The organism is Streptomyces sp. NPDC041205 (genome assembly GCF_055591765.1).
Genome location: NZ_JBVIZH010000004.1, coordinates 589844 through 608169 on the forward strand (window position 1 = coordinate 589844; position 18326 = coordinate 608169).

General features: G+C 68.0%; 14 protein-coding genes and 3 pseudogenes. 11 read left to right on the forward strand and 6 right to left on the reverse strand.

The window, feature by feature from the left end:
- Nucleotides 1–191 precede the first annotated feature (191 nt).
- From ACZ6BG_RS22355 to ACZ6BG_RS22405, 11 genes and pseudogenes are all read left to right on the forward strand, one after another.
- Nucleotides 192–2171: a twitch domain-containing radical SAM protein gene (locus ACZ6BG_RS22355; protein WP_469004040.1), complete on the forward strand. Its 1980-nt coding sequence runs from the start codon at nucleotides 192–194 to the stop codon at nucleotides 2169–2171.
- Nucleotides 2172–2249: 78 nt separating this feature from the next.
- Nucleotides 2250–2777: a hypothetical protein gene (locus tag ACZ6BG_RS22360; protein ID WP_469004042.1), complete on the forward strand. Its 528-nt coding sequence runs from the start codon at nucleotides 2250–2252 to the stop codon at nucleotides 2775–2777.
- A 6-nt stretch (nucleotides 2778–2783) separates the two neighbouring features.
- Nucleotides 2784–3686 carry a hypothetical protein gene (locus tag ACZ6BG_RS22365; protein ID WP_469004044.1) on the forward strand — a complete coding sequence of 301 codons (903 nt, stop codon included), beginning with the start codon at nucleotides 2784–2786 and terminating at the stop codon, nucleotides 3684–3686.
- Between the two features lie 70 nt (nucleotides 3687–3756).
- On the forward strand, nucleotides 3757–4644 hold the full coding sequence (locus tag ACZ6BG_RS22370; protein ID WP_469004046.1) for a DUF6734 family protein: 888 nt from the start codon (nucleotides 3757–3759) through the stop codon (nucleotides 4642–4644).
- A gap of 407 nt (nucleotides 4645–5051) precedes the next feature.
- Entirely contained in the window at nucleotides 5052–5813 is a 762-nt protein-coding gene (locus ACZ6BG_RS22375) for a dienelactone hydrolase family protein (RefSeq protein WP_469004049.1), read from the forward strand.
- A 559-nt stretch (nucleotides 5814–6372) separates the two neighbouring features.
- Complete coding sequence (locus ACZ6BG_RS22380) at nucleotides 6373–6990, forward strand: DUF7691 family protein (RefSeq protein ID WP_469004053.1); 618 nt, start codon at nucleotides 6373–6375, stop codon at nucleotides 6988–6990.
- A 170-nt stretch (nucleotides 6991–7160) separates the two neighbouring features.
- Complete coding sequence (locus ACZ6BG_RS22385; protein ID WP_469004056.1) at nucleotides 7161–7496, forward strand: hypothetical protein; 336 nt, start codon at nucleotides 7161–7163, stop codon at nucleotides 7494–7496.
- A 231-nt stretch (nucleotides 7497–7727) separates the two neighbouring features.
- A pseudogene (locus ACZ6BG_RS22390) lies at nucleotides 7728–8378 on the forward strand (IS701 family transposase); the annotation flags it as partial.
- Nucleotides 8299–8620, forward strand: a pseudogene (locus ACZ6BG_RS22395) (IS701 family transposase); the annotation flags it as partial. The pseudogenes ACZ6BG_RS22390 and ACZ6BG_RS22395, both read left to right, overlap by 80 nt.
- A 273-nt stretch (nucleotides 8621–8893) precedes the next feature.
- Nucleotides 8894–9858 (forward strand): IS5 family transposase gene (locus ACZ6BG_RS22400; RefSeq protein ID WP_469004150.1). Its coding sequence is split into 2 segments (ribosomal slippage): nucleotides 8894–9283 and nucleotides 9286–9858, totalling 963 coding nucleotides; the frame shifts between segments, so codons are not numbered across the junction.
- Between the two features lie 15 nt (nucleotides 9859–9873).
- Complete coding sequence (locus ACZ6BG_RS22405) at nucleotides 9874–10341, forward strand: hypothetical protein (protein WP_469004058.1); 468 nt, start codon at nucleotides 9874–9876, stop codon at nucleotides 10339–10341.
- Nucleotides 10342–10644: 303 nt separating this feature from the next.
- On the opposite strand, the gene ACZ6BG_RS22410 is transcribed toward ACZ6BG_RS22405, so the two are convergent.
- From ACZ6BG_RS22410 to ACZ6BG_RS22435, 6 genes and pseudogenes are all read right to left on the reverse strand, one after another.
- Nucleotides 10645–12126 (reverse strand): hypothetical protein, encoded by a 1482-nt coding sequence (locus ACZ6BG_RS22410; protein WP_469004060.1) that lies wholly within the window; start codon nucleotides 12124–12126, stop codon nucleotides 10645–10647.
- Nucleotides 12123–13205, reverse strand: a complete 1083-nt coding sequence (locus ACZ6BG_RS22415; protein WP_469004062.1) for a terpene synthase family protein — start codon at nucleotides 13203–13205, stop codon at nucleotides 12123–12125. The genes ACZ6BG_RS22410 and ACZ6BG_RS22415 overlap by 4 nt, the downstream gene beginning before the upstream one ends.
- 166 nt (nucleotides 13206–13371) lie before the next feature.
- Nucleotides 13372–14766 (reverse strand): cytochrome P450, encoded by a 1395-nt coding sequence (locus ACZ6BG_RS22420; protein ID WP_469004065.1) that lies wholly within the window; start codon nucleotides 14764–14766, stop codon nucleotides 13372–13374.
- A gap of 160 nt (nucleotides 14767–14926) precedes the next feature.
- Nucleotides 14927–16006, reverse strand: coding sequence for a polyprenyl synthetase family protein (locus tag ACZ6BG_RS22425; protein WP_469004067.1), 1080 nt, complete (start codon nucleotides 16004–16006; stop codon nucleotides 14927–14929).
- A 929-nt stretch (nucleotides 16007–16935) separates the two neighbouring features.
- Nucleotides 16936–17601: an HNH endonuclease gene (locus tag ACZ6BG_RS22430; protein ID WP_469004069.1), complete on the reverse strand. Its 666-nt coding sequence runs from the start codon at nucleotides 17599–17601 to the stop codon at nucleotides 16936–16938.
- 220 nt (nucleotides 17602–17821) lie between these two features.
- Nucleotides 17822–17962 (reverse strand): annotated as a pseudogene (locus ACZ6BG_RS22435) (transposase); the annotation flags it as partial.
- Between the last annotated feature and the right edge of the window lie 364 nt (nucleotides 17963–18326).

The following is an 18326-nucleotide window of genomic DNA, read 5'->3' on the forward strand; positions in this document are numbered from 1 at the left end:
CCATTCCGGACGTGAAAATTGTGCATTGCAGATCAGAGAGTGCAGAGAGTGGGACGCGAGAATAGTCGTCACCCAGGCGCTGGTCGCGAGTTGGGTAGTGAAATCTGCTCGCGCTTGTGGCGTGCGGTATGGCTGGTCTTCATCTGTGGGCACATATTCCCCATGGCGGACTCTCAGGTACCTCCTGGAGAATGGAGAATGCCGTACGGCGAGGCTGGTTCGGATTCCTCGGCCGACCGCTGATGTTCTTCATCTGCTACCCGCCGGGAGCCATGATGAGTCAGAAGCCCGAAACCAGGACTCCGCTCTGCATCGCCCCCTTCGTCTCGCTGGCCATCTGGGCCGATGGCGAGTCGATCATCTGCTGTGAGGACAAAGGGCCGCAGGCCGGTCGTCTGGGCTTGGTCGACGACGTGTCCCGGCTGGTCAACAGCGAGAAGATGCGCATCGCCCGCCGACAGTTCCTGCGCGGTGAGGTGCCGGAGGGCTGCCGGGCATGCCTCGACGAGGCAACGCGTCAGCCGACCGTCCACAACTACTACCAGGAGAAATTCGACTGGCGGGATGTCGCGGAGGCCTACGACGAGAAGACCGGCGACGTCAGCCGGACACAGTATCTGCTGATCGCCCTCAGCAACCTCTGCACGTACAGCTGCCGGATGTGCTTCGACAAGCTCAGCACACGGCTGAATTCGGACCGCCACCGAATGCTGGGCGTGGAGCCGGTCGGATACCGGCGCAATGACATCGACAAGGTCATCAGCTTCATCCGGGCGAACCCGATCCGTATCGTCACGTTCCACGGCGGCAACCCCATCAACGAGCCCCGTTTCCTGGACGTGCTGAACGAGCTGTCGAACGAAGTGTCCGTGGAGATCATCTCGAACGGTTCCACGCTGACCTCAGGAAAGGTCGACATCCGTCCGCACCTGTCGCGATTCCAGCACGTTCATTTCAACATCAGCCTGGACGGCACCCGGCGGACGACCGAATACGTGCGCATGCACAGCGACTTCGACGATGTGTTCCGCCACTTCACGGAGATCAAGTCACTGCCCAACACGACCGTCAACCTGCACAACACGATCACCAACCTCAACCTGTTCGATCTGCCCGCGTACTACACGATGGTCCTGTCGGGGGAGTTCGCCGACGCCGACTCGATTTCCAGCTACATCGCCACGGTGCCGGCCGTCCACCGGATCTCCACGCTCCCGCCCGAGCTCCGGCAGCTGGCGCGCGAGCGCATCGAGGGCTTTCTGCGCGGTCTTGGCGACGCGGATGGGACGAAGGCGTCGGACGCGTACGACTTCAAGGCGAACAACGCGCGGGCGTACGCGCGAAACGTCCTCCACCGAATCGACTCGGTTCCCTATTCCCCGCTCCTCTTCGCCGAGTTCCTGGATCTGACCCGGAGGACCGACGCGTTCTACGGCGTCGATCCGCTGCCGGAGTACAGCGAATACCTCACGCCCGGCGCGTCCGGCTCATCAGGGCCGCCCCGGGCGAGGACCTCACCCTCACCCTCATCCGCTTCCCAGCCAGTCGCTCCCGATGCGGTGGCGGCGAAGGGAGTCGTCGTGTCGCACCATGCCCCCGAGCCCGCCGAAGGCACTGAGGCCCTCGCGGGCCCCTGCCCCTACGTCGGCCAGCGCAGATTCCGGGTGTCCGAGTGCGTTTTCGCTTGGAACGCCGCGTACTTCCAGAACTGCACCGCTGTCACGGTACGGATCCGGCTCAACCCGGACGCGGGGATCACCGCCGCCACGATGGCGGCACTGCGCACGACGTGGGAGACCGGCATCGAGAACAAGTGGAGCAACCGCTTCGTCTGCGCCGGGCCCTACGGCACCTCCGTCATCACCGTCGACGTGCAGTGGGTGACCTCCAGCCCCCACCACGTCGTCCGGGTGCGCCAAGGCCCCGCCCAGACCGACATGACGACATGGGACACGTCCGACAGCGGCGACGTCGCCGCGCACGAGTTCGGCCACATGCTCGGCAATCCGGACGAGTACTCCGACACCCGCTGCCCGAGCCGCAACCCCGTCAACACGGGAACGGTCATGGACAACAACACCGGACCGGCGCTGCAGCGCCACGTCAACCGGATCTGTGTCTCGGCTCCGCTCGCGGCCGAGGTCTTCTCGATCGGCCTGGATCTCATCTAGGCCCGACCGCTTCACGACGAGGACGAGGACGACATGAGGGTAACCATCGAATCCTTTACACGGCCCGACGTCGAGCGTATGAGGGCGGCGGTCGCACGGCTCGCCGACGGGCCGACGGGCGATCAGGCAGGCGCTGCCGCCGACGACGTGACGATCGACCTGTACATCTCCGGCGGCTGCCCGGGACAGCGCGTCGACTTCCGCGCTTCGGTCCCGTCCAGGGGTGAGGCCGAGGTGACCCATGTGGACGAGCTGCGGGACGTCGACGAACGGTTCTCGGACGCGGTGCGCCCCGAGGAACTGGCCTCCCTGGCCAGGAACGTGAACGTCGCGTCCCTGATGGAGCTCCCGTCCAACGCGGACGAGGGGTACGTACCGGACTCGCTCGTCGGCTCGGTCGCCATCACGTCGGCGAACGCCCGGATCACGCTGTGGTTCCCCGTCGAGGACGAGGATCCCCCTGAGGGCGATGAGGTGGCGATGAGGATCGACCGGGGGCAGGTCCCGTTCGTGCTGCGCGCCTCGATGGCTCCTCCGAGCGTCCGCCCGGCCTTTGCCCAGTTGGCTCAGGTCGTCAACCGGCTCACCGGCCGCCCGCAGCTCTGACGCCGGATGAAGGCCATCCACGTCAACTCCACCGTGCCGTCCGTGCCGTACCTGGGGCGGCTGAAGGGCCCCGACGGCTACGAGGTGGAGGACTTCGAACTCCTCACGACCATTCTCTCGGCGGCCGCCTGGCGCCGCTTCAACGGCCCGGTCAAGCTGTACACCGACCGTGTCGGGGAGGCGTACTACCGGCGCCTTGGGATGACGGACCTGTGGGACGGCGGAATCGACACGGACGTACTGGAGTCGCTGCCCGCCTCCATCAACCACGACGTGTTCTGGACGGCCGGACGCGTCGCGGCCCTCCGGGCAGAGGCGGCCCCCTTCGTCTCGCTGGACACGGACCTCGTCGTCTGGGGAGCGATCGACACCCTGATCACCTCGGAGTTCATGGCGCTGCACCAGGAACCCCTGCACCACGGTGTGTACAGACCCCGGTGCGAACTGAGCACGCCCACCGGTTACGTCTGGGAGGAGTGGGACTGGGAGGCGCTCCCATGCAACGCCTCGCTGACGTACTACGCCGCTGACCGGCTCACCGAGACGTTCCATGCCAAGGCGATGGAGTTCATCCTGGGGAACCCGATCCGGCGGGAGGCCGAGAGCCGTCTGCCGGTCCACGACGTGTTCGTGGCCCAGCGGCTGCTGCCGATGTGCGCGCTGAGACTGGGAGTGCGACCGGCGTACTTCCTCGACTGGCCAGGGCCCGGGCTCAACAGCGAGACGATGGCCGACGGCGTGAGGAACCAACTGGTCACCCACGTCTGGGCCTACAAGGACCAGCTCAAGAGCGACCCGGACTGCCGGGAGTCATTCTGCCGCCGGTGCGTGGCCCGGATCCACCGCGACTACCCCGAACTCACGGGAATGGTGCGTCACATGCCCAGCATCCGGCGGTACCTGTCGTGAGGAAACCGCCGTCCGCGGGCCACGGCCGTCCCCGGGACCGTGGGAGGGGGCGCCGGGGGAGGGGCCGACGGTGAAGGCGATCCACGTCGTGTCCACCCGGCCGACCACGAACTACTACGTCTCGCGAGCCAAAGGCTCCCCCTACCGCCAGGAGGACTTCGAGGTCCTCACGACAGTCCTGTCGGCCCTGGAGTGGCGCCGGCACAACGGAGTGATCCGGCTCTACACGGATCCTCCGGGCCAGGAGTTCTACGACCGCCTCGGACTACTGGACCTCTGGGACGCCGGGGTCGATGCCCAGCTCCTGGAGTCGTCGTCCCAGGCGATCAACGGCGGCGTCTTCTGGTCCTTCGGGAAGATCGTGGCTCTCCGGCAGGAGGCAGCGCCGTGCTGCGTCATGGACATCGACCTCATCGTCTGGGACGACATCCGGCAGCTCGTCACCGCGGAAGTGATGAGCCTGCACGAGGAGTCACTCGGCTTCGCCGCCTACGTCGGCCGGGACCGCCTCGTCGCACCACCCGCATTCGACTGGAGCGGCCTTGACTGGTCGGTCGCCCCCTGCAGCGCCGCGCTGCTTGTCTTCACCAAGGACGCGTTCAAGGACGAATACGCAGACCGGGCGCTGTCGTTCATGGCGGGCAACCCGGTCCGGTCGGAGCCCGACAGGTCGGTGCCCGCACACCCGATCTTCGCGGAGCAGCGGCTCCTGCCCATGTGCGCAAGGGCGAGCGGCGTGCGCATCGGTTCGTTCCTGCGTGACTACACGGGCGCCGAGCTGTGGTCCGGACGAAAGAACAAGACATTCACCCACCTGTGGAACGCAAAGTCCCTCCTGCACAACAACCCGAGGAAGAGAAAGGAAATCTGCGCACGGTACGCCCGCAGGGTGCGACGGGACTACCCGGACGTCGCGAAGGTACTCGCGAGGTCCGAGCTCCTGCGGGAACACTTTTGAACGGCTGACGGCATGCCGCCCCCGTCGTACACCCCGTCGGACCGGGCCTCGAGCCGCCGCGCGACGGTGTGTCAGCATCATGCGACGCATGAGTAGCGGTACGCAGAGGAAGCCGGAGCCGGACCTGATGTCGCGCTTCGCCGTCGCAGCGCCTCGCCTCGGGAAGCCGCGATGAGGGCCCAAGCAGTTCTGCGTAGAGTTCCGACCCCTTGGCATCCGGCCACGGGGCCCGCGCAAGAAACCGTTCGGCAGACCACAGCGGCCCCTGCTACTTTCGCGGTGGCCGTGCGAGAGAACAAGGAGGTGGTACCCGTGAACGTATCGACATGGGTGCTCTCCTCCGGGGCCACGGTTGGGCGATAGGTCGTCCGGGAGCGCCGTTCAACAGCACTCCGAAAGGCACGACCATGGCCCTTCACTTCACGTCCGAACAGCGCCTCGACGACGGCGTCCTCGAACGCCCATTCCTCCTCGGCGATATCCCCGGCATCCTGTGGACGCCGGGATCCGCGTCCGCACCGGCGCCGCTGATCCTGCTCGGCCACCCCCCTCTCGGGCTGCGCAAGATGTACCCCCGGCTGGTGGACCGGGCCCGGCACTCCGCGGCAGATGGCTTCGCCGCGGCCACCATCGAGCTCCCCGGGAGCGGTGACCGGCCCCGTTGGGCCAGTGCCGATCAAGCCCACGCCGACCTGCGCCGGGCTCTGGATGCCGGCGAGCCGGTCAGCGACGAGATCATCGACGCCCTCATCCTTCCGCTCGTCGACAGGGCGGTCCCGGAATGGCAGGCCGCCCTGGACGCCCTCCTGCCGCTGCCCGAGATCGGCGGCCCGGTCGGGTACTCGGGGGGAGTGATCTCCATCGGTGTCCGCCTTGCGGCGGTCGACCCGCGCATCGTGGCCGCCGGTCTCTTCGCCGGGAGTTTCGTGCCTCGCGCCATGTTCGAGGAGGCCCGCCAGGTCACCATTCCGCTGCACGTCCTGCTGCAGTGGGACGACGTGGGGAACGACCGGCAGGCGGCCCTGGACCTGTTCGACGCCTTCGGCTCCAAGGAGAAGACCCTGCACGCCAACATGGGCGGACACACCGGCGTCCCGCAGTTCGCGGGGGATGCCGCGGCCCAGTTCTTCACCCGGCACCTGAAGCGAGGCCGGGCCGTCAGGCCATGAGCAGACGGTAAGCCATGCTGCTGGGATGCTGCTCGTCGAGGGCAGGTCCCGGTGTTCTTCTGCTGTTGATGCTGTGGGCCCCTGCCGACTCGGCAGGGGCCCACGCTGTGCGAAGCCATGAGCTGGTCGGTTTCCGCGGTGCTTCGGGCCTGTCCGTGAGCCGCCTCCTGACCTCGCGGCCCCTGCTGGGTGCTCGTCCGGCCGCCAGGTCAGGGGAAGAGGTGCGTCGGTGTCACCTCGTGTACGTGCACCAGGGCGTCGCACCACTCCTGGAGCGAGCCGCCCGTCATGCAGTGTTCGGTGTCGTGTGCCGGGCGGGCCCCGGGCCGCCCCGACCGGAGGCCGGCGGGACCGGCCGTGGAGTTGTCCGGCGGTGTGATGAAGGCTCCGCGGTCCTGTGCCCCCTGGAACTCGCCGATGGCCGGGGGGTCGATGCGTTACGGGTGTGGCGCCCGCTTCGCATTCTACGAAACGGCGATCCGGTGTCTGGTCCCGGAGAAGCCGGTCCCCTCTGCGAACCAGGTCAAGCGGTGTCAGTGGCGGTGAATACGGTTGGGTCATGAGTCTTTCGTTGAGCGTGTTTCTCGTGGATGTGTCGGCCACCCGCAACCTGGTGGGATCCCGTGACGAGCAGCTCCTGCAGGTGATCCGGGACGAGTTCGGCGAGGACCTGGCGCACGCCGACGACTGGTTCTCCGACCAGATCGCCCAGGGCGCGCCGACCGCGTCCGAGGCGCTGCGCGCAGTGGTGTATGGCGGTCCGTTCCCCAAGGGCGGCTCTCCCGAGGCGTTCCAGTACGCCTACGCCTACAAGCGGCTGGTCTCGCTGACCGGGGGGCGGCTGGACAACAGCTCGTTCTGCCCGTTCCGCGGGAGCTGGCTGGAGGCGGTGGACGAGGCCCTGCGCACTCTCGGGGTGACGGCGGTCTCGCTCGTGGACTTCGGCATGAGCGACGGGCTGCCGGGGGACGTGCCGTGGCCGGCGGAGTTTCCGGGCTGCGGGGAGTGGACGCATGAGCAGTGCCGTAAGGCTCTGGAGCAGTTGCAGGAGGCCGAGCGCGCGCAGCGCGTCCCGCCCGCGGAGCCGTCTTTGGCCCGCGCGGTGCGGGACTGCGCGGACTGGATCACCTCTGCGGCCCAGCGCCCGGGCCACGGCGTGATCGGGTTTCAGTCGTGAGCACGGGTGCAGCAGCTCCGCGCACCGACGTGGTGCCCGGCCAAGGCCGCGCACCGGCCGACCGCACCGCCACACGACGACCAGTGTTGAGCGCCAACTGCGGTCTACTCAGGCCGATCTAGGTACGCGTGCCCAGGCGGCGCGCCCCAACCGCCGCCTAGCATCCGGGCATGATTTCCGCAGAGCAGAGGGCCGGGGCGAGTGCGCCGGTGACGGCGCGACGGCCGCCGCCGGGCACGACGTCACGGGTGCTGGGCCGCGTCGCCGTCGCGATGCTGGCCCTCCCCTTCTTCCTTCCCGCGCCGGTGCGCCTCCTGCCCGTGTACCTCATCGGGCCCGCCGGGATCGGTGCCGTCATCTCCGGCCTTGTCGCCCTGCGCATGATGCGGGACCAGGAGCGGGCCGATCCCTCCCGGGCGCGGACGGGTATCGCGCTCGGCACCGCGGCCATCGTGCTCCCGCTGGCCGTGTTCCTCTGGGTGATGTGGGAGCTGAGCCAGATCTAATACTCCAGTGGGTCTTCGCCATATTTCGTCTGGTCAGAGGCGCTCTTTCGAGCCGAGCGGGCTGACGGTGCCTCAGGGGCCGCTTCCGGGAAGCCGTCGTGGGCGGCGGGCCGAGAGGTGCAGGCTCGGGGCATGATGACGGACTTCGTCACGGGACGCTGGAGTGCCGCGCTCGGGGATCTGTTCCTGCGGGTGAGCGGAAGGTTCGGCCGGGTCGAAGTGCGGCGCCGGATGCGGGATTACGTCCGGGGCCTGCTTGTGCCGGTGGGCCGCAAGAACAGCTGGCAGCTGGCCGAGTACGCCGGTCACAACGGCCCGTACGGGCTGCAGCACCCGTTCTCGCGCAGCAGATGCGACCCCGACCAACTCCGGGACGACGTGAGGGAGTACGTGGCCCGGCGGCTCGGCGCCCCGGACGGCGTCCTGGTCGTGGACGACACCGGATTCCTCAAGAAGGCCGTCGTCTCCGCCGGGGTGCAGCGGCGGTATTCCGGCACGGCCGGGCGGACCGAGAACTGCCGGATCGGCGTCTTCGCCGCCTATGCATCCCGCCGTGGAAGGGCGCTGGTGGACCAGGAGTTACATCTGCCCAGGTCATGGACGAACGACCTGGACCGCCGCAAAGCCGCCCGCATGCCCGCCGCTGTTCGGGATCTGGCGCATCGACCAGCTCATCGACGACGCCCCCGCCGATGCCTGGCAGCAGCCGTCCTGCGGCAACGGCGCCAAGGGACCGCGCGTCTACGACTGGGCCGCGGCGAAGCTGCCCGTCCATATCGTCTTCGACCCCGATCCGCCCACGCACAAGCGGTGGGTGCTGGCCCGCCGGAGCCTCAAACGCCCCGACGAAATCGCCTACTACCTGGCCTACGCGCCCGTCGGCACCATCGTCGAGAAGCTGGTCAGCGTCGCCGGCACCCGCTGGGCGATCGAGGAGTGTTTCCAGGCCGCCAAGGGCCAGTGCGGGCTCGACGAGTACGAAGGGCGACGCTATCCGGGCTGGTATCGGCACGTCACCCCGGCCATGCTCGCGCACGCCTTCCTCACCGCCATGACCGCGGCGGCGATCGAAAGGGGGGCGGCAGGAACGACACAGCCGACCTGGCCCCGCTCACCGCGGCTGAGGTCCGGCTGCTGCTGGCAGTTGTCGGCCCCCGGCCCGCGCACCGCGGTGTCGGCGCATTGACCTGGTCACGCTGGCGCAGACGCCACCAGGCCCTTGCCCGCGCCTGCCACTACCGCAGACGCACCCGCGCCTGAAGCAGCCTCACCGGACCAGCCCCTGAGGCGCCGTCAGCCCGCTCGGCTCGAAGGAGCGCCTCTGACCAGCGGGAATGACGAATCCCCACTGGAGTACTAGGCGGTGTTTCTCCGATCAGAGGGTCGTTGTGCTGGTCATGCTCAGCAGGGAGGATCTGACCGACGACGAGTGGGCGGTGCTGGAGCCGCTGCTACCCAGAAGCAACAACCGGTGCGGCCGGTGGCGGGATCACCGGCAGATGGTCAACGGGATCATTCACCGGCTCAGCGTCGGCTGCCAGTGGCGCAATCTTCCCGAACGCTTCGGCCCATGGCAGACCGTCCACGAGCGGCATCAGCTGTGGTCAGCCGACGGCACCTGGGAGAGGCTGCTCCAGCACGTCCAGGCCGAGGCCGACGCTACTGGGGACATTGACTGGAACGTCAACGTCGACTCGACCTCGATTCGGGCCCACCAACACGCCGCCGGGGCACCGAAGAAGGCCCCGCCTATACCGTCCACTTCTCCAAAAGGGGCCACACCAAGATCAGTTCAAGTGCGCGCGCAATTGCGCGACCTGCTGGCGGAGGCGGCGCGGCAGGCGAAGAACTCGGTCGCTCCCGCGGCGGGCTGACAACCAAGCTCCACCTCGCCGCAGATGGCAAGTGCCGCCCGTTGTCGCTGGTCATCACGCCGGGCCATCGGGCGGACTGCACCCAGTTCGAGAAGGTGATGGACAAGATCCGGGTATCCCGCACTGGATCGGGGCGCCCGCGTCGCATGCCCGACAGCGTGGGAGCCGACAAGGCGTACAGCAACCGCGCCACCCGCGCCTACCTGCGCCGACGCGGCACCCGGCACGTGATCCCGGAGAAGAAGGACCAGCAGGCCGGACGCCAGCGCCGGGGCAGCCAAGGCGGTCGGCCCCTGAGCTTCGACCCTGCGCGGTACAAGCAACGCAACACCTTGGAGCGGGCGATCAATAAGCTGAAGCAGTTCCGGGCCGTCGCCACCCGCTACGACAAGCGCGGATACGTCTACCTCGGCACCGTCACCGCCGTCGCACTCCTCATATGGCTCCGAATGCGATCGAGAGTCAAGGGCCTTCTGGCCAGACTCTGATGCTGTACTGACAGTGTGGAGTCGATAGCCGCAAGTGCGATCGCAGTGCTGGGCACCCTGCTGGGCGCGGGATTCACGCACCTCTTTCAGCAACGCACCAGTCAGCGTGGGCGAGCGTTTGAGCGGGATGAAAGGCTCAGGAGAGAGCGCATCGACGCGTTCTGTGTATATGCCGGAATCTTGGTAAATCTGCGCCGTGTGTTGGTCACCCGCTGGTACTGCGTTCACGAGGACCGGCCCGAGGAGCAGGCACGCGAGGCCCGGCAACGCTCGTACGATCTCCGCTCTGACGCGCAGGAGGCGCTGTTCCGCATTCAGATGCTTACGGATAGCGAAGAAGTCGTGCGTCAGGGGCGGGAGACCTTCAAGGCCGTGACGAATGTTCATTATGCCGACGACGCAACCGAGTTGGACAGACGGCGCAGAGCTACCACCGAGTTGATCGATCGCTTCGTGGCCCTTGCTAAGCGGCACACCGCCTGAGGTTCAAGTAGTTCCTCAGGTTCCTCTGCGCCAATGAGATCGGAGAGACACCGCCTAGGGGCGGCCTGGCGTCGCCTCTGGGACAGGAAGGTCCAGCCGACCGGCAGCCGTGGCCCGGAGCTGATGGCGGAGCCGTGGGCCAGGGCATGCAGCGTGGATTCGACACGCGGCGGAATGTGCTGCTCGCAAGGCGCCCAGGAGACGTTCGACAGCTGGGTGGGCAGACCGAGGCAGGAGTGGAAGTCCTTGAGGCGGCGGTGAGCGACTACGGCGTGTGCGGGGCCGCCCCGATGACCGCCCGCATCAGCACATCGTGTCGATGCGGCGGATGGCTACGGTGTGCAGGAGGTGCACGAGCGGTTGGACGCAGTAGAGAGTCTTGCCCAGCCAAAGGGGTGTCAACTGTGGCTGGTGCGTGGAGAGACAGGTGTGGGCTCTTCGCAGTGTGCTTCTCCAGTCCGCGTTTGCGAGGCCCCGTTCCGCTGCCGCTGCCAGGCCGATGGCCGCGTAGGCGGTTTCTTCGGCTGTTGAGCCGTCCGTTCCCCACCCGCCGTCGCTGTTCTGGGTGCGGGATATCTGTGCCGATGCGTTGGCGGACAGGGAGTGGGCCAAGGGGTGATCGATTCTGGACATGACGCGTGCCATCTCGCCCAGCGTGTAGGTCGGCGAGAGGTGCCACTTGCAGGTCTGGGCGCGGTGCTGCGTGGTCTGGGTCTGCAGCCAGCGCAGTACAGGGAGCAGTCGGTTGTGGTCCTGTTCGAGGTCGAGGAGCGCGGCCATGTGGATGTTGGTGGTGAGTGAGGGGTCGTGTTCGAAGAGGAAGGTCCGGTAAGCGTCACTACCGGGCTCGATCATGCGGTCGAGAGTCGCGGCGCTGGGCGCGGGCCGGCTGGTGATGCGGGCGGCGACGGCTGCGCATGCGGTGCTGTCGGTGTCGCCGGGGATTGTGGTGCCGGCGCCGACGGTGCACAGCAGCCCGGAGGGATGGTGCAGGTCCCGGGAGAGTTCGTCCAGGGCGCGCGGTGCACAGGGAGGGTCCTGCGGGGTGTCCAGTTCGTGATGGAACATGACTGTCCATGCGGTGACGAAGTGCGGCACCTGGTCCAGATAGGCGGTGTTCTCGGGAACCCGTGAGTGGAGGTATTCCTGGAGCTGGGCGAGGCGGCGGCCGTTGATCGGCCTGCCACGGCGTTCGTATTCGAGGAGGAAGACCGCGGAAGCGCCCGGGGAGTTGGCGATGGAGCCGTTGGGGGCCTGGAATGCCTCCAGGAACCGGGCCGTGTCGACGGCCGGGTCTCCGTAGACCCGTTCGGCGCAGTAGCCGGCGATGGACAGCGCCGGATTGTAGAAGTCCTGCCACATACGCATGTGTTCCCACTTGACGCGTTCGCGCTTGGTGATGCTGCGGACGGGGTCCGGGTGGGCGGGGGCGCGCCAGCCTCGTGCGGTGCTGATGCGGTCGAGTACGTCCACGAGCCCGCCGAACGTCAGGGTTTCCGGCCCGGGCGTAGGGCTGGCGGGCACCATGCCCGCAAGGGAGTCGCGTGCCCGGTCGGCCGACTGGTGCATTCCGGCGTTGCGCAGGGCGACGGAGGAGGCGTACGTGGAGATGTAGGCGTCGAACCAGCATCGGTGTGCCGGCGCTCCCCAGGTATCAGGGCCCGTCGTGTGTGTCAGCAGCCAGTCCAGGCACAGGGGTTGCTGGGGGCCGGAGACCAGGGAGACGGCCGCGATGTCGTACACGGACGGTGACAGGTCGAGGAGTTGGGGCACTTCGCTCTTCACCGCGCCTCACCCCTCCCCTTCTGCGGGGCACCTTCGCTGTGGGCGTCGGTGGTGTCCTGAGCGATCCCGAAGACATCTTCGAGGGTGTGGAGGTTCGCGGCGATGTCGGGGCCGTGGTGGTAGCGCTCACAGCTCATGTGCCAGTCGTGACTGCCGCGAAGCAGTGTCCTCATGTGTGTCAGGCAGTGCTCAGCGGCATGTTGGACGTCAGGGGGAAGCTGCAGGGAACGGACGAGATCAGGCAGTTCCTGGCTGGCTTTGAGGAAGTCCTCGACCCGGTCGGCGATCATGGCGCGGACCTGGTCCACCGCCTGCTGGGGGGTGAGGGCTCGCTGGGCCTGGAGGGCGATTGCCAGGTTGTTCAGTTCTCCGAAGGCTGACTCCCTGGTGTAGCTCAAGAGGTCGTTGGTCCACATGACGATGTCGGCCGTGCTCCACAGCAGGGTCTGGTAGGGGGTGCTGCAGTAGACGGTGTCGGGAAGCCATACCTGGTGGATGTGGTGCTGAAGGTCGTGGACCAGGGTGACCCAGCCAGTTTTGGCGCGGAGTTCGATGCAGGTGGCGATGTCCATCGGGGTGTGAGTGGCCCGGTGGAGAGAAGCCCGTAGCTCGGCCCGGAACTGCGAGGAGAGATGATCGTAGAAGCGTTGGCGCCACCGGGCCTCGCTGCCAGGAGCGGTGCGCTGCCAGAGGTCGGCCAATGCCGCCATGGCGGGGATCGGCGGGGTCTGCGGGCCGGCGTCGCCACGAAGGACGGCGCGGAATTCGTCCAGTACCGGGGCCAGACAGTCGGGGCGCAGGCCGGCGGTGGCTTCATCGATCTGGTCTTCGAACACCACGGCCCAGGTAATCCAGTCGGTGAGCAGCTGCAGCGCGGGCCGGCTGTCGAGGGTGGGGGCGTAGAAGGAGCACAGTTCGAGGCGGTACCGCCTGAGGCGTTCCGCGGCTGCTTCGGTGGTGACCAGGCGGAAGCGGCGGGCCCACTCCAGTGTGGCGGGGTACAGCTGGTCCTGCAGGGGGTTGTTCTGCGAGACGGCGAGGGGGAGGTCGATCGTGGGGATGGTGATGTCCGTGGTCATCTGTCCTCCATGCCGCGGCCGTGCGGGTGGGTGGGGTTCGTGAGGTCTTTGTGTCGCTGCTGGCGTGCGGGGCGCAGGTTGTCGCGGGCCGTGGGCGGGAACACTGTCCGGCTGCCCGGAGCAGTACCGGCCAGGGCGCCGTCGGGCGCGGCGCTGTGGTCGGCTCTCATCCCCGCCATGGCGCCGACGGCGCCTGGCCGGGCGGGCCAGGACGGGCCGGCGGGGAGACAAGACGCAGGCGCAGGCCCCTGGGCTGGAACGTCATGCGCGGCTTGGGCGTGCGGAGACCAGCCGAACCGGGATGTTCCAGGTGCCAGCGACCGACGATGGCAGCCAGCGTGAGGACGGATTCGGTGAGCGCGAACTGGTCGCCGATGCACCTGCGGGCGCCGCCGCCGAACGGCACGAAGGCGTGGCGCGCCGCGGCGGGCTGCGCCGCGCCGTTCCACCGTCCGGGCTCGAAGCGTTCGGGATCGGGATACAGGTCGGGGCGGTGTTGGAGGAGGTATGGGCTCAAGACGAAGGTGGTGCCGGCCGGGATGGGGTGGCCGCCCAGGGCGGTGTCGGCCGTGGTGAGTCGCGTCGAGAGCCAGATGGGCGGGTAGAGGCGCAGGGCTTCGGTGACGACGGCGCGGGTCAGGGACAGCCGGTCGGGGTCGGCACCACCGGCCTCGCGCATACGACCGGCCTCATCGCGCACCTCGTGTGCGAGGGCGGGGTGCGCGGCGATCAGGTGCAGGGACCAGGCCAGTGCCACCGCAGTGGTTTCGGTTCCGGCGAAGAAGAACGTCATGACCTGGTCGATGCACTGGGCGTCCGACATGCCCTGGCCGTCGCCCTCGCTGTCGCGGGCGTCCAGGAGCATCGAGAGCATACGACCGGTGCCTCCGCGAGTGCGCTGCTCGGCGATGTACGCGGCGATGATGGCACGCAGGCGTCGGGAGGCGCGGCGGTGCCGGGTGTTGACCGGTGTGGGCAGGGCGTTGAGCCAGTCCGGCTGGAGCGTCCGGCGGTAGGTGCCGGCCACCAGGGTGGCGATGTCGGCGGTCGCTTGCTCCATGGCGGTGGTGTCCGGTCCGGTGCCGAACAGCGTCGCGATCAGCGCTCGGGAGGCGATACGTGTGGTCTCGTGCAGGACATCGATGATCTGGCCCTCGTGCCAGGCGCTGGTGGCCTCGTCGATCTGCACGGCCATCGTCCGGGCGTAGCCGCGCAGCAGCTGGGGGTGGAACGCCGGCTGCAGGAGTCGGCGCTGACGGCGGTGCTGGGCATGGGGGCAGAGGGCCACGTTGTTGCCCAGGAAGTCGCCGACCCGGTCGTAGATCGGGCCGCCCTTGTCGAATACGCGGTCGTTGACCAGAACCTGGTGCAGCAGCTCGGGATCGCACACAGCGATCGCCGGGTGGGAGCCGAGGCGGACGGCGACCAGGTCGCCTTGCTGCGGGAGCGACCGCAGAAAGCCCAGCGGATCGCGCAGCAGCGGGACGGCGTGCCCGAGCAGCGGCAGCGCGCCGGCGGCGCGGGGAATGGGGGCGGTGGGCGGGGTGCCGGTCGTGGTCATGGCGTAGCCTCCGGGAGCTGCGCACGGACGAAGTCGCGTAACGGATCGAGGAGTTGTGCGACGGACGATGATCCGGGGCGGCGGCCAGGTGTGCGGGAGCCCCCGGCACGGACCGGACGCCCTCGCCCGTCCTGCGGGAGCGAGGACTCACCGGTGGCCATCAGGGCGATCCGATCAGGGTGGAGGCGGCCGCGCGCAGAACGGCACCCGCGGCCGGAGGCAGGCCGACGGCCTCCAGCGCCCGCAGGGCCCGGCCGCGGCGCTCCTCGATCAGCCGCTCGACCTCGGCGCGGGCACCGGTGCCCTCCAGCACGGCACGGATCTGCGCCACCTGCCCCGGCCCGGGCGGCGTCCCCTGGCTCGGGCCCATGAGTAGATCGCGCTCGCCTCCGACGGCCCGGCGCAGGGCCAGGGCATGGAGCACGGTGTGCTTGCCCTCCCGCAGGTCCTCGGCCACAGGCTTTCCCGTCTGCGGTGTGTCGCCGAACGCGCCGAGCAGGTCATCACGCAGCTGGAACGCCTCGCCCAGGGGCAGACCGAAAGCGCTCAGAGCCGCGCACACACCGGCATCCGCTCCGGCCAGCACCGCCCCGAGCTGCAGCGGCCGCTCCACGGTGTACTTCGCGCTCTTGAACCGGGCAATGCGCAGCGCCGCCTCCAGATCAGTGCTCGGGCAGCCGGTGCCCAGCAGGTCGAGGTACTGCCCGTACATCAGCTCCGTGCGCATCCCATCCAGCACCGACGTCACCGCAACGAACCGATCCGCACCCAGTCCGGCCGTGTGCAACAGCTCGTCGGACCACACCAGAGCCAGATCCCCGAGCAGCACGGCCGCATCCACGCCCAGCCGCGCCGCGCCGGGACGCCCCCCATGGCGGGCGGCGAAGGCTTCATGGGCGCTCGGCCGGCCCCGGCGCGTGGCGCTGCGGTCCATGACGTCGTCGTGCACGAGGGCGAAGGCGTGGAACATCTCCAGCGACGCGGCCACCTGCAACACCGGACCCTCATCACCGCATCCACCGGCCGCGCACCAGCCAGCCACGCACAGCACCGGACGGACTCGTTTGCCGCCGCCCAGCACCAGATCCCGCAGCACCTCAACGATCTCTGGGGGGAAGCCCTGCGCGGCCGCCAGACGCGCCTTGGCACCCAGGAAGGCGGCCAACCGCTCCTCGACAGCACTCCGCACGCCGGCAGGGTCGAACACACAGGCGGGGAGCGCGACGGTGGTCTCGGACAATCGATTCTCCTTCGACCAGCAAACCGGCGAGCACACTTCCGGACACCCCGCACCTCCCCCTGACCGGCACACGACACGCTGGGCATGGGGGTCGCACAGAAGCACACCGACGCCCGAAGCGGCGCGTCACGCACGCGATGCACAAAGAGGCTCAAACCTCGATCTTGATCCACGACGTCTCACCTGGCCCTACGGTCGCTCTACGGAGTGACCACAGGGCATGAGGACGACCCTCCGCGCGATCCTGAACTCCGCTAAACACGCAGCCAGTTCACAAGACAGATGCAAGACGAACGTACGGGGGCCGGTCAGCAAGGGAAAGGCGCTCACACTTCGAGAGCACGGAGGCCGGCGAACCGATGCACCACTTCACCAGATGCCCCCTCGACGACAATGGCCGGAGCTGATACCTCATGGCCTCGCCGAGAGAACCGTCACGCCACGACCGAACGGTCCGTCAACCTCGCGCAGGACGAGCTCGTTAGGGGCGTGCTGCGCCCCAGGACGGCAGCCGTACAACGGCCTTGTTGCCGGGCGTGACCCGGCTCCGAGCCACTGACCAGACGGAACAGGCAGACAGACGGCAAGCTCAGAGTCCATGGAACTGGCGGAATACATACGCATTGCGCCCCCGATCGAGGTACACCCGACAAAAGGTCATCGACCCGACGGTGACGTCGTCCACGACGTACGCCGAACAGCCCCCAGCGGCGCATTCGCCTGGCCGGACAGGACATCGATGTTCGTCGTGCACACGACGATGCAGAATCGTCACGTCCAACCGCTCGAGCGTGTCCGCATCAGGGTGTCACGCAGTTCGTTGGCGTAGGCGATGCGCAGATGCAGATCGGCGGGGTGGCCGGGGAGCGGGGCAGACCCGATCACTACGGCAGCCTAGCCATCTGCGGCCACGGGAACGCAGGCGCTGCTCACGGCACACGGATCAGCCTGATGCGGGTGGATCCAGTCGGTAGACGCCAGGCCGGGGGCGGAACGCCCTGGATGGTGTAGGCGAAACGGAGGCTGTCCGTGTCCCCGCCGTATGGGCCCACCGGGATGAGACCGTCGTCGAGACTGAGCGTGCACTGGAAGTAGCGGTCCTGTTCCACATGCGGTTTCACCGAGATCTCACCCCCGTGCCCGTGCAGTCGGTACAGCTCGTGGTCAGCCCACGCCTCGTCTGTTTCGAACGGCCCGTACGGTCTTCCATCGCGGAAGGCCAACGAACGCTCACGGTACAGCTCCAGAGCCCGTCTCCCGGCATCAGCACGCAGCACCGCGAGACGCACCGCCACTACCAACTGGTGTGAGATGAGACCAGAGTTGTCATCGACGCCGTGGCAGGTGGAGCACAGGACAAGAATGTTCCGCCAGTGATTGAACCGGCGCCGTGCCGCGGCTTCCGAGGTGCAGTAGGCTCTGCTCTCGTGCCACGGCACGACGTGGGCATCCTGGAGCAGTGGCTTGCGGGCGTCCGAGCACGCCGAGCGCGCTGTAGAGGCCGTCCCGCTCGGAGCGGGTGCACGGCCCCGGCAGAGGTTGTTCTCGCGGAGCGTACTGGTCCAGCCAGCGTTCGATCTTCTCCCACGACGCATCCGCCGACACTCGTGTCCTCCGCTCGCCGACAGACCGGCACCACATAGGAAATCATCAGATGCGTGCTACGGGCACGGGTCGGTCAGCACTCCTGCCACGGGGCGCTGCTGTTCTCGGTAAGCGCCCTGCCCTTGATACGCGCCTCCTCATCCTTTGAAGGCGCCATCTGCTTATTGCTCCGCGTCGTCATTCCACCCGCCGCCGAAGAGAGCCGCCAACGCCGAGGTTGGCTGCTGCGAGGTTTTCGATGTCACGCTTGATCCGCGACCAGATACCCTCTTGCGGGTTGAGGTCCGGTGCGTAGGTAGGCAGCTGGAACACGGTGAGCCACGAGGCGTTCGCGTCGATGAACAACCGCAAGGACTTGGCCTAGGCCCACCTTTGTCGCTTCTGGCCACCACCCTGGGAACTGCCGCCACCTCCAGAACTCGGACACGCAGGCCGTTTCTGGTGCTCAGTCCTGCCCGCGGCCCGCTCGGGCAGGAATCAGCGTGAGCCCTCCCGCCGCAGAACGCAGCATGGATCCTGCCCGCTCGATCTCCCGACCGGTGAGTTCATGACGGCGCATCACGCCACCATGATCTTTGAAGACGGACCCTAGATCTGCCGAGAGTGTCGAGCGGGCCCTGCCACCGCTATCGGCTGGCTGGAAGGTCGTCCGCAGCGTCGGATTCTGACACGCCCGGGACCGGTGCCGGGGGGTCATCAGGCTCGTTGGCGTGAT